Raw genomic sequence first — 17,468 nt, 5'->3', positions numbered from 1 at the left:
TTGTACAGTAAATGCCTGTGCAAATTCTTTTTTACTTTAAATTAGTACTTCTATTCTCCACAATATGGCATAATTAGTGAATGGAGGGGATGTATTGTATGCCGAAATGTATTGAATGTAAGGAGAAATGGACTTGGAAGCAGTCGATGCGTTCGATTGTGACATTTTCACGATTCATTAGCTGTCCATATTGTGCGAAAAAACAAATGTTCACATCAATGACACGCATTTCTATTTTACTATTGGTATTTGTACCTTATATTACAATGCCTTATGTGGTTGATGATGAAGTTAAAGGCTCCGCTGTAGCAATCGGGATTGCGCTCTATTTAATTGTACTACTTATGATGATGCCTTTCTTGATGGATCTTCGTACAATACCAAAGCATTTACAAAAATACGCACAAAAATAATACATAAAAAAACGCAGAAATATAACGTTCCTGCGTTTTTTATTCGTTGTTTGAAGATAGCTGCCACGCTTTTACTAATAGTTGAACCCCTTGTTTGATGTCCTCAATAGCTAACTTACTAAAGCCTAATTGTAATATTGGTTCAGCTGTGAAATGTTTAAGAAAGTATGGGCTTGTCGGATATACTTGAACACCATATTTTTCTGCAGATTGGATGAGCTGTTCTTCCGTTTGTTGGACATGCAACTTTACCAATACATAAAGGCCCGAATGTTCTCCAAGTATCGTAATATAGGCACCAAATTGTTGTTGAAGCTGCTCTACAAGATAGCTCATTTTATGCTTATAAATAAGGCGCATTCTTTTAATATGCCGAGTCCATTCACCTTTTTCCATAAATGCGGCCATCGTTAATTGATGAAGTGAGGATGCATTATGTTCAAATTCACTAAACTGTTCCTTGTAACGATGTAGAAGTGCTTTAGGTAATACCATATAGCTTAGTCGAATCGCAGGTAAAAAGGATTTTGAAAAGGTCCCCATGTAAATAACGCGTGAATGATCGATGGAGGCAAGCGCAGGAAATGGCTGCTGTGCATAGCGAAATTCACTGTCATAATCGTCCTCAATGATGTATCCATCCACTTTTTTTGCCCATTGAATAATAGTTTGACGTTGCTGTATAGACATTGTGACACCGTAAGGAAAATGGTGGGAAGGTGTAACATATAGGAGTCGTGATTGCATATCCGACAATAAGTGTAGCTGAGCACCTTGCTCTAAAACAGGAAGGGCTTCTAGTTGAAAACCGCTTAGCTTAAACGATTGCCTTGCCCCAATATAACCAGGGTCCTCGACAATCACACTTGCGAAATCTTGCTTCAAAATAAAACCCAAGTACAGTAACATTTGCTGTGTACTACTACCGATAATAATATCATCTGCTTGGCATTTAACCCCGCGTGCTTGTAATAAATACTGGACAAGCTGTTCTTTTAAGAATGGTTCCCCAAACGGTTCACCATACACATAACTTTCCTCTAACTGCAGTGCACGATTAGCAAATTGTCGCCATGCCTTTAGTGGAAAATATGCTTGATCGACAGCTCCTGCCCGAAAATCAATTTTTATAGTAGGACACAACTGCTTTACGTTTGACGAAAGCAATGTTGCTTTCTCTTCCTTTAAAAAGACTTGTTCCAATACATTGACGAAATAGCCTTTGCGACCTTCACCTCGTATGTAACCTTCTGCTACAAGCTGCTCATAGGCAGTCAACGTCGTATTCCGACTGACCTGTAACGTCTCCGCCAACCTTCGAATAGAAGGGAGCGAATCATTCGACTGTAAGTTTCCTTGCTCAATTAAAGCCTTTAATTGGTGATAAATCTGTTTATATTTTGGCTCTTCATTGCTAAATGAAAAAATAAAATCGTTCATATGTAAGACCTCCTTGACATGCAAAAAGAGATAATAATGTTCTTTTTTATATGTCAGATAGTTATATATTATAGTACAGGAATCCATGTTAAAAGGGAATGACACCATTTTGATAACAATTAGTAAGGGTAAGCGAGGTGCTGTAAGAGTATTTACATTCATGTAATATTCTTTTAGGAATGTTTTTTTTGATTAAACAAAAAATATTGTATATTTATTTCAATAAAAAAATAGAAGGAAAGAAGGGATGATTTAAAATGAAGAAGCTTATTTTACTATTGTTTATTCTATCTTTGTTTGTATTTCTGCCCTTGGATACTCACGCAAATGATCCTTATGAAGGAGCTATTGACCTTCAACGAAATAATAGTACCGACTTTTCTATTCCTGAAAAAAGCGATTTAACATCAATCTTAGGAGACACGGATCGCAAAATTTATAAAGTTGCCCTTGGTATGAACAAAAGCGAGAAATTAACATTGGTAACTAGAAAAACAGTTGATATAGAGATTACAGATCCGAAAGGGGATAGAATCGTTTAGGAAACTGGGTTAGGGGACGAAGGGTATAGACAAGTAGAATTTGAAACAAGTATTGTTGGTGAATATTTTATTCATATTACACCCTCCCAAGATGGAAGAAATAATTATCCTTATAGTTTACGAACAATTGTAGGGGAGCCTGTCTATCTTTATACTAATCCAAACTATCGAGTTGATTTGAATGCTTCCTCTATATCTTCAATAAAAACAACGAGTACTATTCAATATTTTGATTTAACGAATGTTAGCAGTATTCCTGATGATGCTATTTTGACAGGTTTTACAATAGGTGGTACCGAGACAAATCGTTATTTAATTAGTCTATATTCAATCAAGAGAAGTCTTTGCCCAACTTCTACTGTTTCTTGGATTGATGCTACGTTCCCATTATATAATCCGAAACAATTAGATGCCGTACCTAAACATGCTCAAATAAAAGTAAAGCAACCTTATGCATTTAAATACTCTGCCTCTTTCGATCTTCCAGGAACCTATACTTTGAAACCATTCATTTTAATAAGCTATAAACGAGAAATGAAATAGAAGGAGGACTTATAGATGTGGCATTCACTACGTTCAATTTCTCAACGACAACCTTTTGTCTCTCCAACTTATCAAAAAATGGAGTTTTCGCATGAAAAACAACAGAATTCATTAGAGAAAAATTTAATAGGGTCTCAATTACGGGACGTATATCACATGAAGCTGAATAATATTTTGTCTATCAAGAAGAATCCGCTTACTAGAATTCCAACTAATTTTGGGGCTTTCCATTACAAGCCTATCAATAATGCGACATTCGATCTTCAAATGTCTACTTACAAACGAATGTTCTTAGAACGAAAACACCAATTGTTAGGGAGCTTACCCACTTATATTTATACAGGAAATCCAGCATACCTATACAATGTAAGCGATAAGCATAAAGTTTTAAAAGGATTAGGGATTTTAGGGAATGTAGCTTCAGCTTTGAAAAAAATGGAGTTCTATAGTCAAAAAAAACAGACTAAATTAAAACCCTATTTATTAGCATCACAATCACAAGAAAGTAATTTTCACAATCAACATCAAGCAAAAGTTCTTCATGTTGATCGAAATTTTAATTTGAAGATTGAGAACAATCAAGTTTATGGTATACCGACTGATTATGGGATTATTAATTATAAGTTTATTAATGACGGGTCATCTAGGTATGTCCAACAATTATATTATGATAATCAAATGTCAGATTATAAACGCGTACATTTAGAGCGAAAACGCCAATTGTTACAGGACATACAAACATTTATTCATACAGGAAATCCAGCTTGGCTACACACTGCAAGAGATAATAGTGAGATTTTAAAGGGCTTTGAAAGTTTTGGCATTACTACAGAAGAACCCTTCACTATTAATGGATCTAAACGATATAGAATAAGCCCGAGCGGTATTTTGCACAATGTTGATTTGGAAAGTAAAGGCATGCGCGAACAAGATTGGCGCAAGTATGGTCACGATGAAAATACTGTATTTTTAATCCAGGGGAAAGAATATAAAATGGATGAAAACGGAAGGCTTCCTTTACCAGAAGATTATGTTCATAAATATGAGCAAGTAAAAATATTTAAAAGAAATTAAAAGAGGGCTAATGTAGCTCTCTTTTAATTTGTTCATGATTACTTTAAATATATATTACGGATTATTATTAGAAAATTCAGCTATTTGAAAAACTTTCATATTGTCATATATAATAAATTGTATAAAATATTCGAATATTAGAGTTATCTAAAGCTGAAAGTGTGTGGGGAGAGAAAAATGAAGATAGTAGAACTACCAATTGAATTTGAATTTAATGGACAAAAGAACACGATTTATCCGAGCTTAATTGTAGTGAATGATGAACTAACATTGGTCGATACAGGGTATTCAAATTTTTATCCTCTGATTGAAGATGAAATATTAAAAAATGGCTTTGAGATGAAGTATTTAAAGCATATTATTATTACGCACTACGATGATGATCACATAGGTTCCTTATATGATTTTAAAGCAAAACATCCTTGGGTTCACATCATAGCAAGTGAAATAGAATCAAAATATATTAGTGGTGAAATGAAGTCTGAGAGATTGGTGCAAGCCGAAGAAATGCTCGAACATATGCCACAAGAAGAAATTGAATTTGGAAAATGGTTTATCCAACAATTAAAGGATTTAAGGCATGTTGCAATCGATAAAAAGGTACATGATGGCGATATGATTCTACATAACGAATGTAAGGTAGTCGCAACACCTGGGCATACATCAGGGCATATTTCATTATATTTCCCAAATTTAAAAAGTGTCATTACAGGAGATGCAGCTGCACATGAAAATCAAGAATTGGTCATTGCCAATCCACATTTTTGTTTAAATATAGAGAACGCAGAACTGTCTTTGCGTAAGATTAAACATCTTCATGCTGACAATTACTATTGTTATCATGGTGGGAAATTTACTATTTAAAATAGCGAGGTGAAGTGGGCATCCAAAAAGGAAAAAATACTAGTGATTACAAATATGAGGATTTGGAAAAATTATAAATACCAAATCCTCTTTTTGTTCGCTGATGGTGGGAGGAGATTAGTTAAATGGAAAAACTATTATTTTACGTCTATAAGGCACGCTGTTGAAACACTATGAAGACTTGTTTCAACAGCGTGTTTATATTTATTTTTATAGGAGCACAATTTCAAATTTTATTTAGTTTTACGTTGTAACTCTTTAAGGGAGCTTTTAGCGATTTTATTAGCAGGATCTAACGCTAAAATTTTATGGCAAATTTCAATCGCTTTTTGGTCACTCACTAATTTATCAGGAACGATATTAAGGAATAATAAATTTTCTAAGTCACCTGCATCTTGTTCATTTGTTAGCTCTACAGCTCTTTGTGCGTGATAGAGTGCACAATGATAGGCACCTTCTATATGTGTTAAAGCATTTACAAATAAAGAAAAGGCAAGATTGTGTAACTTCGCTGACTCTTCTTTCATTAATAAATAGTGCAAAAAGGTATAATTAATTAAATTACTGTTATCATAAGCAATCGATATAAGTTCATTCTGAAATTGGTCGAAATCAATATTATAATATACTTTTTCTGCCTCTTTAAAGTTGACTGATAGAATAAGTTGCTCTAGGTTTTTTAACATTGTATCATCACCTACATATTAGATTTTTTTGCTATTTAATAATAGATTAACAATATTTATAAGTGAACTTGGGCTTTTTGAAGTTTCAACACTAGGTTTAAAACAAATCCTTATAACGTTTTAACCCTAGTGCTTATACGTCTTTTTACAAATGTAATTGATATTACTTAGTTTTTTTACGTTGTAACTCTTTAAGGGAACTTTTCGCGATTTTATTCGTTGGATCTAACGCTAAAATTTTATGGCAAGTTTCAATCGCTTTTTCATCACTCACTAATTTATCGGGAACGGTATGAAGGAATAATATAAGTTCTAAATCCCCTGTATCTTGTTCATTTGTTAGCTCCACAGCTCTTTGTGCATGATAGAGAGCACAATGATAGGCACCTTCGATAGGAACTAAAGGGACTATCAATAAAGTAAAGGCAAGATTGTGTAACGCTACAGATTCTTCTTTCATTAATAAGTAATGTAAAAAAGTGTAAAAAAGGATATTGCAGTTATCATAAGCACTAATTATGATTTCATCATCAAATTTTCGGAAATCCATTATTTGGTATAATTTTTCTGCTTCTTTGAAATTACCTGATAGAATGTAACTTTCTAATTGTTTCGACATTATTTATTCACCTCTGTACTACTAATTTTACTTTTAGTTTTCAATATATTTTTTAAAAAAAGACTTCTTATACTATTATTCATAAAGTAATTAGCATTAATAGATTAGAAAGGTTTTGAAGCAACCCTAGGTGAAACGAATCGTCATAACGTTTTAACCTAGGGCTTGTACGATTTTTGACAAGTATATAAAATTTTATTTTGTCTTAGGTAGTAACTCTTTAAGGGAACTTTTGGCGGTATTATTCGAAGGGTCTAGTGCTAAAATTTTATGGCAAATTTCAATCGCTTTTTGGTCACTCACTAATTTATCAGGAACGATATTAAGGAATAATAAATGTTCTAAGCTAAATGTATCTTGTTCATTTGTCAATTCGACAGCTCTTTGTGCGTGATAGTTGGCACAATGATAGGCGCCTTCAATAGGTGTTAATGCATTTACAAATAATGAAAAGGCAAGATTGTGTAACTTCGCTGACTCTTCTTTCATTAATAAATAATGCAAAAAGGTATAATAAATCATATTTTTGTTATTATAAGCACTAATTATGATTTCATCATCAAATTGCTGGAAATCCATTTTGTGATATTTCGCTTCAGCATCTTTAAAGTTGGCTGATAAAATGTAACGTTCTAAATTTTCTTCCATTTTTTATTCACCTCTGTACTATTTATTTTACTTAATAAGAAAGGTGCTTGTATCTAATTTTTTAACCTAGGGCTAGTACGTAAATTGATTACATTGTTTTGTAATATAGCTTTTCAGCATCTTTAAAGATAACTGTTAACTGAAAGAATTCAATTTTCAATTTTCTATTTTCTATTCACCCACCCATTACTTATGTGTGTTTTGCCATTTTTTCTTACAAAAGATACTGTGACTGTATGACCATTCATATTTAATGTCTTCTTTCTTGCAGAGCCATAAGGACCTTCTTTCCCATAACGCATCACATAAGACATGACCTTTGCTACATCATCCCAATTATTATTTGTTACTTTATGCCAATCATGTTTTGGATCCAGGATGTGCTTGCGTGAATTAGCATCTAATCTTGCTACAGAAGATAATACTTTATCAAAACTTTTACTGCGAATGGCATTGGTTACAGCTTTTTTACCATATCTTTTAATCGCATAGGAAATACCGTATCTTGCTACGGCGGCTATAATCACTACTGGTAAAGCTGAAGACTGGGCTTCTAATGTATCGATATCAAAAATTTCGCCATCAGATTGATCGACAAAAGTTGCTGAGAAATCTTGTCCTTCATTTGTATGAACGATTACTTCATATTCTTGGGAGATTTTTTCTCCATCTTCTTCTACTGTACCATGCAATAAAATGGATTCGGAAATTGTATCATAATATATTACAGTAGATACATGAACATCTGTTGTGTTTATATCAGTATAGACGATAACTAAATCATTATCTTCTTCGACATTTAAATCTAATTGTTCAGTATCTTCTATCCCGAGCTCTTGTAGTATTTCATTTTCTACTTCAATAGTATTATATTCAGTGCTGTTTGATTTATCGGTTGCGTAAGATTTGAGTGGATTAACACTTGGTACTAGGGAAATTAGCATTGTTATCACAATTAATTTAATTAAGAATTTTTTCATATCAATTACTCCTTTTCCTAATTAAGTTGTATGAAACCATGTCCATATTCTTCGTCAAATCCAGGTATTCCTAAATCTTTCACGTAAGGTTCTAAAAAGGTATTTAAATTCGTACTATTAATCTTTTCATTAGCGTTTCCAAGTATATAAGCAATAGAGCCAGTAACGAAAGCTGCAGCAAAAGATGTCCCATTAAATATGCTATAGCCACCATAATTGTCAGTAGATAAAATGTTTTTCCCTGGTGCGGCGTAATCGATTTTGCCTTTGCCAGAGTAGCTATAGGTTGTGAAATCAGATTTTAATGCAGAAACTGAAATGACACCTTCGTATTTAGCTGGATAATCAACCCTTAATCCTAGTGTATTACCAGAGGCCGCTACAATAATGATTCCTTTAGCTAAAGCTTTCTTTATAACCTTTTCAAATTCCAGATTATTTGTCTCAAATCCAAAGCTGATATTGATAATATCTACATCATTGTTGATACTCCATTCGATACCATTGATAACTGTTTGAAAGTCACTTTTACCGTGGCTATTTAAAACTTTGACGTTATAAATTTCTACATTGTCTTTTGCGATTCCGGAAAAACCCATTTTATTATGAGATGAACCGATAATCCCGGCAATTGCTGTACCATGGTTTAAATCATCAATTGGTTTTTGATCAATTTCAATAGCGTTGTACGAAGCAACTATCTTATTTTTTAAATCACCATGATGGGAAATGCCACTATCCAATATAGCTACTTTCATCTTTTTGTTATTTGGTTTTTCACTATTTACAGAAGTTGAATGAACCGCATGATACCCCCCATATTGCACTATCTTCATATCCACCAAACTGTTGAATGAAATAGCCTATAAGTAAAGCTAGTAACAACATAATAAGCACAACTGGAATGAATATTTTAATATTTTCACCATCCTTTCTAGTCCTCAAAAGAACTGGTTTCTAAACTTTTAATTAATCATTATTTTTAATGCTTCTATAATAAACTGTCATTAATTGAATTTTTTAAAATATGCGTAAAAGAATAATAAAAATAATTTCTATGATTTTCTTTTAGGTTAAGTGGTTAGAAATATAAATGAATTTCTGAAGGGGATTTTTATTTTAATTTTCTAGTATTCTTTTAGGAATATTTTGTTTGAAAATGCTAAAATTTTTGTATAAATAAAGAAGCGGTACCAATGCTTGAAGAATTCGACCAAAGCAACTGTTTTAAGTGCATGATGTGTTAAAAGCGGGGAAAAGTGATTGTAGAGATGATTGGTCAGAAGTTAAATCTAGTAGGGTGATAATTAAAGGGCGAAGGGAGTTAGTGAGTTCATTGAAAGTGGTAAGTGGAAGAAACAATATGGGTGCTTCTATAAATTTAATAGCTTTGCAAACCCTCTGTGAGAAGTTTGTTTGCAAAGCTTTATGCCCTGGACAACAAAAAAATACAAATTGTACAATAAAGGTAGCATTGTAGATCACTAATGACATTGTCATTAATTAAATCATTACTTACATTGTAAAACGAGGGAAAGGGGCTTAATGAACTTGTTATTAGCTACCTGTCCCTGTACCGACTAACCAAAGTGTTGAAGTTGCTTTTTCTAAATTTACTGCATCAATCAATTTGATCACCCCCTTGTAAATTATATAATTGCATACATTTCAATCGTTTTCGTTAAATATTCTTGAAAGAATATTTTGTAAAGGAGTGAATGTCAACGTGAAAGGTTATGGTGAGATTACAAAACAAATTAGGAATGGTAAAGGGTATACACAAAAACATGTGTCAGATAACTTGTTAACTCAAGGTGCGTTTTCTAAGTTTGAAAATAATAATACTGATATCAACTTTGCGACGATGCGTGAGATTATAAATCGACTAGGTATTACATTTGAAGAATTTTTTTATATTCAAAATGACTATCAATACAGTAAACGTGATGATATCATTACACAATTTTATCGGTTAACCTATAACGATGAAGCTGTACTGAGAGTACTCTTGGATAAGTGCAAACAATACTTAAAAGAATTTAAGGAAGATCAACAAGTTGTTCATATTTCTATTATTTTAGATGGACTAATTTTTTTAGCTAAAACAGGTGATTTCGAGCTAGCGAAGAAAACCGTTGAACCAGTTTGGCGTGACTTATCTAAACGCAATCAACTTTATATTGCTGATTTATATATGTTGAATGCGATTTTATTTTTTTTCCCTTTACCAACAGTCCTTCAAATAAAACAATTTGCTTTACGACACATCGCCTTATATGGAAACTTTCGTCATGTGTCACGATTACAAATTAATATTTCAATGAATATTGCGTTACTATTAATGAAAGATAATAAGTATTCAAAAGCACATAGAGAAATTTTAAACGCCATATTTTTATGCAAAAAAGAACATGATTTTATCCTACTATCTATTTGTTATGTAAGAAAGGGCATCTGTCTTAATCACCTTAGTCAATCAGGTGAAAAATGGATACGGAAAGGTGTAAATATGTTGATGACCCTTGAGCAATTTTCATTATTAGAAATGGTAGAAGAAGAAATAAAACAATACTAGGCTATTAATTGAGAAATGGCATTCATTATTCCCCCTCGATAATGAAGGAAACAATGGGGAAAGCCATTAGCTTTGATTAGGATTGTACTTTGCTAGTTATACTTCAATTAGGTATTATTAATCGAGAATCCACGAAAAAGAAAGGTCGGATTTATATGGAAGAATGGCCAAAAGGCGTTGCTAAGCCTGCAATTCGAGCATTGAATGCTGCAGGCTATACACAATTGCAACAACTAAAAGATGTTGATTTAGCGAAATTAAAAAATTTGCATGGTATGGGTCCCAAGGCGCTTGCTGCAATTGAAACAGCATTAAAAGAAAGTAGGTAACAATTTGAATAAACTCACATTATTTTTGTTGGCGATGGTCGTATATTATATCTTAGTAGTATTTGTTGTCAGTAAGCTTTTTATCTTTCCGATTATAAAGGTGATGATGCTCGTTTTCTTTATTGGGGCTGGCCTTATATTCACAAGAAGGATGCGGAGGAAGTTACAGTAGATATAAGAAGGTTTAGGTAAGTACATAGGTGTGTTCGGTATTCACAATTTCATTTCAATCAATAGGCTGGAAACTTACTATAAACCATGTCTAAACATTTATCCATTTTAACTTTAATTGGTAGATGATTTAAGATAAATATCAAACTTTATTAATGTGGTTGGTATACTAATTGTGTCGCAACTTTAAATGAAACGAATTCGAGGGAAGGGATACGATTGATTTCAATTTTAGTTGTGGATGACTATCCAATTGTTTTAAAGGGTCTCAAAACGTTGTCTCATGAGTTAGAAGGTTTTCATGTAGAAACAGAGAAGAATCCTCAAAACGTTATAAGTAGAATGCAAAAGGAAAAATTCCATGTATTTTTAATTGATGCTTGTATTGCCACAAAAAATAATCTAGAGCTTGTGACCAAAATTAAAGCAATTCAGGAACAAGCAATAATTATTTTATATACGACGAATATGGTTTGTTGCTATTATGGACTACTATTCGAGAAAAAAGTGAATGGTATTCTTATAAAAACCGCTCCTATTGAACAAATCATCTCGACTATTCGTTTGAGTGTTCAAGGAATAATGGTGATACCAACTGATTTTTTAGATTATATAAATGACAAAATAAATGATCGCTTTGCTCATTTAACACTAACACATAAAGAAAAACAGTTACTAGAGATGTTAATGAAAGGCTATCCAAATAAGAAAATTGCAGCTACATGCCATGTTTCAGTGCGAACGGTAGAACGTCGTTTATCTCAACTTTTTTGCCTATTAGGTGTCTCTACACGAATAGAAGCAGTTGAAGTAGTGAAAGAAAAGCAATTACTTGATGAAAATAAAGAGAATTGAAAAAAAGTGTCGAGTGAATCGGCACTTTTTTTATTTCTTTTCAGTTGGACAAATCACCTAATTTTCCATTATTAACAACTAAAATAAAAGCATGCAAAATCCTGGCATTAGGACATTTAGAATAGGAATAGGAAGGCGGAGAGCGTAACCGACAGAATGTTTGACAATACCGACAGAAATATTGTCAGTTGAAACGTCGGTAATGGGCAAGATAAAATTAAACTAACTCGAGTAGAAATGTTCTAGAATAAATTGTTTGAAAAATTAAAATATAATCAAAGCTAATAACGCAGTGAAGGATTAAAGGATCCTAGGAGTCTGAAACTATATTTACTTTTAAATTTATGAAAGTGAGGTAGTAACATGAAAATGAGATTTTTAATAAGTATGCTATTACTAGTGTTATTTTTTGGAAGTGTGTCTTCGGTATCCGCCTTAGTAACGACAGGTAAACCAGTTGAAAAGGTAGAATTTTCAGTAGAATCTATAGAGAATCCCTATGGAAGTGAGCCTAAAATTATAGCAAACTTGTACAAAGCAGCTGTTAAAGGTGCAAAATGGGGTGCTGCTGCCTTTGCAGCTGGTTATACAGCTGCTGCAGGAGCAGATGCGTACGCTAAAACTAAAGGCTTGTTTTATAATAATGAAAAAGTTTCAACGAATGCTGAAGTTGCATTTTAAGCCCCCTTAAAAAACACTTACCTTATTTATGTAATATTCTAAATTTTTTAAATACGCTAACTTGAAAGGTGTAGGATTACATGAGTAAAATGGTTACAGTGGACTACTTTTATAAAAATGAATTGTTTGAACAACTACAATTATGGATGATTCTTCCTCCTGTTAGTCAATTTAACGAGAAATCTTTAGTGCCTGCTCAAGTCACAGAAATTCCAACAGGTGAGCAATTAGCCTACTATATATTAAACAAAAATGAACGATTACATTTAAATTATGATGTAGAACTTTATAGCACAAAGAACGACAAGAAAGCATTAACAGAAGAAGAAAAGAAATTCTATTTAAGAAATACGATTCTTTCACCAATTAATAAAGAAACGACAAAGTTAGCAGAAGAGATTGCCTACCAACAGGAAACTGATAAAGAAAAAGCACGGGCTATTTTTTATTATATAGTAAAAAATTATCGCTATGTTTATCCACCTAGTTGCAGAGGGGCCAAGTCATTCCTCGAACTTAAAGAAGGTGATTGTGGAGAATTTTCAATGCTCTTTACGGCGTTGTGTCGAGCATTGAACATTCCAGCAAGAACTGTAGTAGGAAGTTGGGCAAATGGAAAAATGGAAGGGCATGTTTGGAATGAGTTTTTTATAGAAGGGGAAGGATGGATTTCGGTTGATACAAGTATGGCATTTATACAAAAGAAACGACCTTGGTCATTTTTTGGGGGATCTATTAGAACAATCCATTGGAAAAAGTATTTTGGTCAAACGGAAGGGCAGCGCGTTGTATTTTCAAAGGATATTGAAATTGAGTTAGTACCAGAATATAAGGATGATGAAGAGGCTTTTATTGCAGCCTCAATGATTATTAATGGTGAAAATTTTGGTTGGGGACAACAATCCCTTAATGGTTGTGCACCTTATTTACAGCCAATTTATATAAAGTTCCAAACGAATAATGAATTATTCTTCTTGCAAGATGCATCACATGTATTGGGGACTTGGAAAATACGAGAACATGGTTTAAAGCATCTATTAGCGGTTCTTAAAATAACGTCCTTGATTGTCGCGACTGTAACAATGCTATTCAGTTTTATCGTTCAAAATTTATACCTAGAGTTTACTTTTAAATTTACGTTTATTATATTTTTCCTGTGTTACATATTAAGAAGGGAATACTTGGTTATTTTTAATATCATGACATTATTTATGATTTTATCCTTGTTGGCAACTTTAGATGGTGGTTAAATATTTTTTACAAAGTAATATTTAGAAGGAAATGATCTCAAATTGAAACGTATAATTGTTTTTTATGATGGTTGGTGTACTATTTGTAATAAAAGCATAAGGAGTTTTAAACAGTTTGATTTGTTAAATCGTATAGAATTTATTTCTTTTAGGGATAGTAAAGTAATAGAAAAATATAATCTAAATGAAGAAATGCTTAAAAAAAGGATACATTCTATAAAAAAATGTAATTCTAAATGTAAAATGGAGAACGGAATTTATTCTATCAATCGTATTTGTAAAAATAGTCCTGTTTTATGGATATTTGTTCCTTTTTTGAGTTTTGCTACTTTTATCGGCTTAGGACAGTTAATTTATGATTGGATAGCAAATAGAAGAACAATCTTCCCTATAGCGCAGTGTGAGGAAGGAAGGTGCCAAATGAATAAAATTGAGAAGAAATAAAGTTTGTTAAATCAACAAATTTGTTGCTATTACTACTATTCGAGAGAAAAGTGGATGGTATTCTTATAAAAATCGCCCCCCATGAACAAATCATCTCGACTATTCGTTTGAGTTTTCATGGAATAATGAATAATGTTGATAATTTTTGGATTAGCCGATCGGTGGAAATTTACCCAATCCTGTGTTATTTATATATTTTAATAAAACATTGCGTTCAAAAAGGTCATAAAAATTTATGATATTCTAAAAAATCTTGAGGTGGATAAATGAGGTTTTTAATAGGTTTATATGTAATTATGGTCCTTATAGTATTTGTTAATTTGATCAGTGAATTTATTTTAGGTGGCCAATATTCTGCAATTGCTAGTTGGATTATTGTTATGATGTTCTTTTTTGGAACAATCTTTTTTGCAAATGCTCGATATTATTTAAGAAGGTATGAAAAGTAGATAATTCTACAGATTTAGAGAAAAAAAAAGTGCCAAAAGAAGTCCCAAAACTAACAAACCCGCTCAGATTCAATTTCTGATGCGGGTTTTAAAAATGGTAATCAATTAGTTTCTTGGTAAAGGAAAAGTCAATTATTCATTTATGTCATAAATCAAGATATCAAACAATTTTTCATTTGTATAAAGCAGTATCGCCCATTGTCCTTTTTCTGGTATTTTAACGCCTGATGGGGCGTGGGCATCTGCTCCATTGTTTGGCCCTCCAAGGTCAATTGTCCAGCCAGTCGTTAATATTTGATGGACCGTTCCTGTTTCTTTGTGATAACCTACCACCGTTAACTTAGTTTCAGTAGGTTTTTCAATTCCCCAAAGATGCCACATCCATTTTTGAACATTTAAGCTTGGCGCGCCTGCACCTATAACGCCTGACTTATTTTCATTTCCAATAATATTGTTATTGAATGTCACCGCTTTTTTATCCCAATCAATCTTTTCCAAATCACTTACTTCAACAAAATTAGGAATGTCTTTAGGTAACGATATCTTGTTCTTTGTTTCGTTTGATGTACAAGCTGCTAAGGATAATAAGCTTAAAAAAACTAACATAATCGGTACTTTCCTTCTCATAGTAATTTTAATTTCCCCCTTTAAAGAACTAGACGAATGATCATAGAAATAGTTTCTTTATTTTCTAACAATTGTAAAATATATGGTGCAATCACTACAAAAATTAACTACAACCGACAGAAATTTTGACGGTTGAAATGGCGGTTATGAGAAAGATAAAATAAAATTAGCATATTTCAAACTTTACGTAATTATAGAAATAATATTTCTTGTAAAAGAATTATTAATGACATATTCTGAATATTTTGGTTATTTGATAGTAATTACCACAATAATGATTGTAAGTTACTTTTAAAAGGAAGTTCTCCCTCATAATTATTTATATCCTTATCAAGACAGAATAAATGCCGAATCTCTAATGTGATGGGGGAAAGCAATAACTATGCGTTTGAGAAAGGAAGGATAAAATAAAGCAGTAATCTTCATTTTAATTCTAAAACTGCTATTTAATGATTTAGGATATTCGACTCTAGACAAAAATAGCTCATAATCTTGGGATTACTCAACAAAATATAAAATGTATCTGTATTATCTCGTTTGTTATGAAATAAAAACGAGCAATTTCATTTGCTATTAAAAAATAGACTTGAAGCACTTAAAATAACAATTAATAGGTCGATTATTCTGCATTTTCGTAATTTATTTGCAACTGCATATGTATCTTGATAAATGGTTTTATTACCATAAAATGCAACTCGAAAGTTATAAAATGATACTTATTAATTCAGGAAAAGAGTTGGGTATTAAAGAATCTGGATTATTAAAAAGAGGTGTTCATTTTGAAAAAGGTTATATGTATATTGTTAATATTTTCTTTATTATTTACAATTCTTCCTAGTGGTTTGGGCGTTATTGCAATTGAGGATACTCGCAATAAAATTAATTTAAATAAAGCAGAGGCAGAAATTGAAGAGGGGTATAATATTCAACTCTCAGATGAATTACCAGTTGACATTAAAGAAGATAGTGAGAGCAGTCTTAAACTTGAAACTAGTTTAATAGAAGAAGATATTAAAGTTAATGCTGAATTAGAAATTGATAAAAACAATCATGAAGTTATAGTTTTAGGTGATGTAACAGTTGAGAATGAACAAACTACTGATTATAAATTTAATATTATACTTCATGCAGTACAAGAAGATGTATTTATTGCTACATTCATAGATTCAAATACTGGGGAAGAATACTTATTAAATTCGGTAAAATTAGAAGCCTCAGCAATACCATTAATTCCTATAATTGTAGGTCTTGTAGTCAGAAAAACTGTGCAAGAAGCAATTAAAAAGTATGGAAAATCAGCTGTGAAAGATGCTATTCTAGCTCAACTTAAATGGCCGAAAACTATTAGTGGTAAAGATCTTATTAAGATGCTTGAAAAAGTAGGATTCGAGCAGGTTAGACAAAAAGGTAGTCATGTTACTATGAAAGGTCCTAACGGAAATACTTTTCCTGTACCATTACACCGTGAATTAGATAAAGGAACTTATAATAATATTAAAAAATTGGTTGAAAATGCTATAGTTCCGTAGTGATTTATTTAGGACAATATCCGCAGTATAAAATTAGCTGATATTATAGAAAAAGAGAGATCGTTGTCACTCAATCTCTCTTTTTTGTAATATATTAAATTACTCAGCTGTTAATGCATTTTTTCGAAGTTTACTTCTTTTAAATTAAATTTTAATTTAAGCTTTTGCCTCAGCAATTTTATTCTTAACTTATTTAGTTTGTTTACCGAGCTGTAAATTCTTTCACCAAAATAATTTCATTTAGCATTACCTTACCAGTCACACCTTGAACTTTACACTCTCCCCATTCAGGGTGTTCTGCTAAATATTTTAAATTAAATATTGTTTTCCAACTTTCTTGTATGGATTGTTGTGATAAATTTAGTTCGAAATCTTCTTTTGCCTCAATATTACAATAGTCACCTACAAGAACAAAATACCAAGCTTGAAAATCTGAGAGTAGAACTCTTTCATCTTCAATGTCTACTTTTAATAAAACTCCACGACCGCCTTTTTCTAAATGACCTATTCTTCGAAGATCTGGCCTATCCTTCCATACCCATACGGGATACTCCCCTTGATAATTAGGAAGTTTTTCAGCCATTTGTTGCATCATCCAATGATATGGCTCGATAAACTCTGGCCATATGTGCTCACGGACACCTATAAGATAGCCGATTTTTTTTACTTCCTCCCATTTTTCAATTGTTTGAATAGTCCAATATATACCCATAACTCCTCCTTAATCGTTAAATTAATCTAATATTAAT

Annotated in this window: 20 protein-coding genes; 12 read left to right on the top strand and 8 right to left on the bottom strand. The window is 32.2% G+C overall.

Going from position 1 to position 17,468, the window contains the following annotated elements; translation table 11 throughout:
* Positions 1 to 98: 98 nt before the first annotated feature.
* Positions 99 to 413, top strand: coding sequence for a TIGR04104 family putative zinc finger protein (locus ACIQ1H_RS07410; RefSeq protein ID WP_172771278.1), 315 nt, complete (start codon positions 99 to 101; stop codon positions 411 to 413).
* A 39-nt stretch (positions 414 to 452) separates the two neighbouring features.
* Here the strand turns inward: ACIQ1H_RS07410 and pdxR are convergent, their stop codons facing one another.
* Positions 453 to 1,853, bottom strand: coding sequence for a MocR-like pyridoxine biosynthesis transcription factor PdxR (pdxR, locus tag ACIQ1H_RS07405; RefSeq protein ID WP_402887706.1), 1,401 nt, complete (start codon positions 1,851 to 1,853; stop codon positions 453 to 455).
* A 257-nt stretch (positions 1,854 to 2,110) separates the two neighbouring features.
* On the opposite strand from pdxR, the gene ACIQ1H_RS07400 reads away from it, so the two are divergent.
* The 4 genes from ACIQ1H_RS07400 to ACIQ1H_RS07385 all read left to right on the top strand — a co-directional run bounded on the left by ACIQ1H_RS07400 (position 2,111) and on the right by ACIQ1H_RS07385 (position 4,876).
* The gene (locus ACIQ1H_RS07400; protein WP_402887704.1) at positions 2,111 to 2,395 is read left to right on the top strand and encodes a hypothetical protein; all 285 of its coding nucleotides are present in this window, start codon (positions 2,111 to 2,113) and stop codon (positions 2,393 to 2,395) included.
* Between the two features lie 177 nt (positions 2,396 to 2,572).
* On the top strand, positions 2,573 to 2,938 hold the full coding sequence (locus tag ACIQ1H_RS07395) for a hypothetical protein (RefSeq protein WP_402887702.1): 366 nt from the start codon (positions 2,573 to 2,575) through the stop codon (positions 2,936 to 2,938).
* A 15-nt stretch (positions 2,939 to 2,953) separates the two neighbouring features.
* Positions 2,954 to 4,012 carry a hypothetical protein gene (locus ACIQ1H_RS07390; protein WP_402887700.1) on the top strand — a complete coding sequence of 353 codons (1,059 nt, stop codon included), beginning with the start codon at positions 2,954 to 2,956 and terminating at the stop codon, positions 4,010 to 4,012.
* A 177-nt stretch (positions 4,013 to 4,189) separates the two neighbouring features.
* Complete coding sequence (locus tag ACIQ1H_RS07385; protein ID WP_402887699.1) at positions 4,190 to 4,876, top strand: MBL fold metallo-hydrolase; 687 nt, start codon at positions 4,190 to 4,192, stop codon at positions 4,874 to 4,876.
* Positions 4,877 to 5,109: 233 nt separating this feature from the next.
* Here ACIQ1H_RS07385 and ACIQ1H_RS07380 read toward each other — a convergent pair whose 3' ends face one another.
* From ACIQ1H_RS07380 to ACIQ1H_RS07360, 5 genes are all read right to left on the bottom strand, one after another.
* Positions 5,110 to 5,562 carry a hypothetical protein gene (locus ACIQ1H_RS07380; RefSeq protein WP_402887697.1) on the bottom strand — a complete coding sequence of 151 codons (453 nt, stop codon included), beginning with the start codon at positions 5,560 to 5,562 and terminating at the stop codon, positions 5,110 to 5,112.
* A gap of 163 nt (positions 5,563 to 5,725) precedes the next feature.
* A complete protein-coding gene (locus ACIQ1H_RS07375; protein WP_402887696.1) occupies positions 5,726 to 6,181 on the bottom strand; it encodes a hypothetical protein in 456 nt (151 codons plus the stop codon).
* 195 nt (positions 6,182 to 6,376) lie between these two features.
* Positions 6,377 to 6,829: a hypothetical protein gene (locus ACIQ1H_RS07370; RefSeq protein ID WP_402887695.1), complete on the bottom strand. Its 453-nt coding sequence runs from the start codon at positions 6,827 to 6,829 to the stop codon at positions 6,377 to 6,379.
* Positions 6,830 to 6,993: 164 nt separating this feature from the next.
* Positions 6,994 to 7,809, bottom strand: a complete 816-nt coding sequence (locus tag ACIQ1H_RS07365) for an SAR2788 family putative toxin (protein WP_402887693.1) — start codon at positions 7,807 to 7,809, stop codon at positions 6,994 to 6,996.
* 17 nt (positions 7,810 to 7,826) lie between these two features.
* Positions 7,827 to 8,645: a S8 family peptidase gene (locus ACIQ1H_RS07360; RefSeq protein WP_402887692.1), complete on the bottom strand. Its 819-nt coding sequence runs from the start codon at positions 8,643 to 8,645 to the stop codon at positions 7,827 to 7,829.
* An 890-nt stretch (positions 8,646 to 9,535) separates the two neighbouring features.
* Between ACIQ1H_RS07360 and ACIQ1H_RS07355 the strand changes: the two genes are divergently transcribed.
* From ACIQ1H_RS07355 to ACIQ1H_RS07330, 6 genes are all read left to right on the top strand, one after another.
* Positions 9,536 to 10,384 carry a helix-turn-helix domain-containing protein gene (locus ACIQ1H_RS07355; RefSeq protein ID WP_402887690.1) on the top strand — a complete coding sequence of 283 codons (849 nt, stop codon included), beginning with the start codon at positions 9,536 to 9,538 and terminating at the stop codon, positions 10,382 to 10,384.
* A gap of 89 nt (positions 10,385 to 10,473) precedes the next feature.
* Complete coding sequence (locus tag ACIQ1H_RS07350; protein WP_402887689.1) at positions 10,474 to 10,713, top strand: helix-hairpin-helix domain-containing protein; 240 nt, start codon at positions 10,474 to 10,476, stop codon at positions 10,711 to 10,713.
* Positions 10,714 to 11,103: 390 nt separating this feature from the next.
* Positions 11,104 to 11,739, top strand: coding sequence for a response regulator transcription factor (locus tag ACIQ1H_RS07345; RefSeq protein ID WP_402887687.1), 636 nt, complete (start codon positions 11,104 to 11,106; stop codon positions 11,737 to 11,739).
* 363 nt (positions 11,740 to 12,102) lie between these two features.
* On the top strand, positions 12,103 to 12,420 hold the full coding sequence (locus ACIQ1H_RS07340) for a hypothetical protein (RefSeq protein ID WP_402887685.1): 318 nt from the start codon (positions 12,103 to 12,105) through the stop codon (positions 12,418 to 12,420).
* A gap of 80 nt (positions 12,421 to 12,500) precedes the next feature.
* Positions 12,501 to 13,670: a transglutaminase-like domain-containing protein gene (locus tag ACIQ1H_RS07335; RefSeq protein WP_402887683.1), complete on the top strand. Its 1,170-nt coding sequence runs from the start codon at positions 12,501 to 12,503 to the stop codon at positions 13,668 to 13,670.
* A 42-nt stretch (positions 13,671 to 13,712) separates the two neighbouring features.
* The gene (locus ACIQ1H_RS07330; protein WP_402887681.1) at positions 13,713 to 14,114 is read left to right on the top strand and encodes a thiol-disulfide oxidoreductase DCC family protein; all 402 of its coding nucleotides are present in this window, start codon (positions 13,713 to 13,715) and stop codon (positions 14,112 to 14,114) included.
* 581 nt (positions 14,115 to 14,695) lie between these two features.
* On the opposite strand, the gene ACIQ1H_RS07325 is transcribed toward ACIQ1H_RS07330, so the two are convergent.
* A complete protein-coding gene (locus ACIQ1H_RS07325; protein ID WP_402887679.1) occupies positions 14,696 to 15,169 on the bottom strand; it encodes a hypothetical protein in 474 nt (157 codons plus the stop codon).
* A gap of 800 nt (positions 15,170 to 15,969) precedes the next feature.
* Between ACIQ1H_RS07325 and ACIQ1H_RS07320 the strand changes: the two genes are divergently transcribed.
* Positions 15,970 to 16,719 (top strand): SAR2788 family putative toxin, encoded by a 750-nt coding sequence (locus ACIQ1H_RS07320; protein ID WP_402887677.1) that lies wholly within the window; start codon positions 15,970 to 15,972, stop codon positions 16,717 to 16,719.
* Between the two features lie 202 nt (positions 16,720 to 16,921).
* Here ACIQ1H_RS07320 and ACIQ1H_RS07315 read toward each other — a convergent pair whose 3' ends face one another.
* Positions 16,922 to 17,431, bottom strand: a complete 510-nt coding sequence (locus ACIQ1H_RS07315; protein WP_402887675.1) for a DUF3841 domain-containing protein — start codon at positions 17,429 to 17,431, stop codon at positions 16,922 to 16,924.
* Positions 17,432 to 17,468 lie beyond the last annotated feature (37 nt).

The organism is Lysinibacillus sp. NPDC097279 (assembly GCF_044761745.1).
Taxonomy (GTDB): Bacteria; Bacillota; Bacilli; order Bacillales_A; family Planococcaceae; genus Lysinibacillus.
The sequence above is the reverse complement of the archived record's forward strand: the minus strand, read 5'-3'. Positions and strand labels throughout refer to the sequence as shown.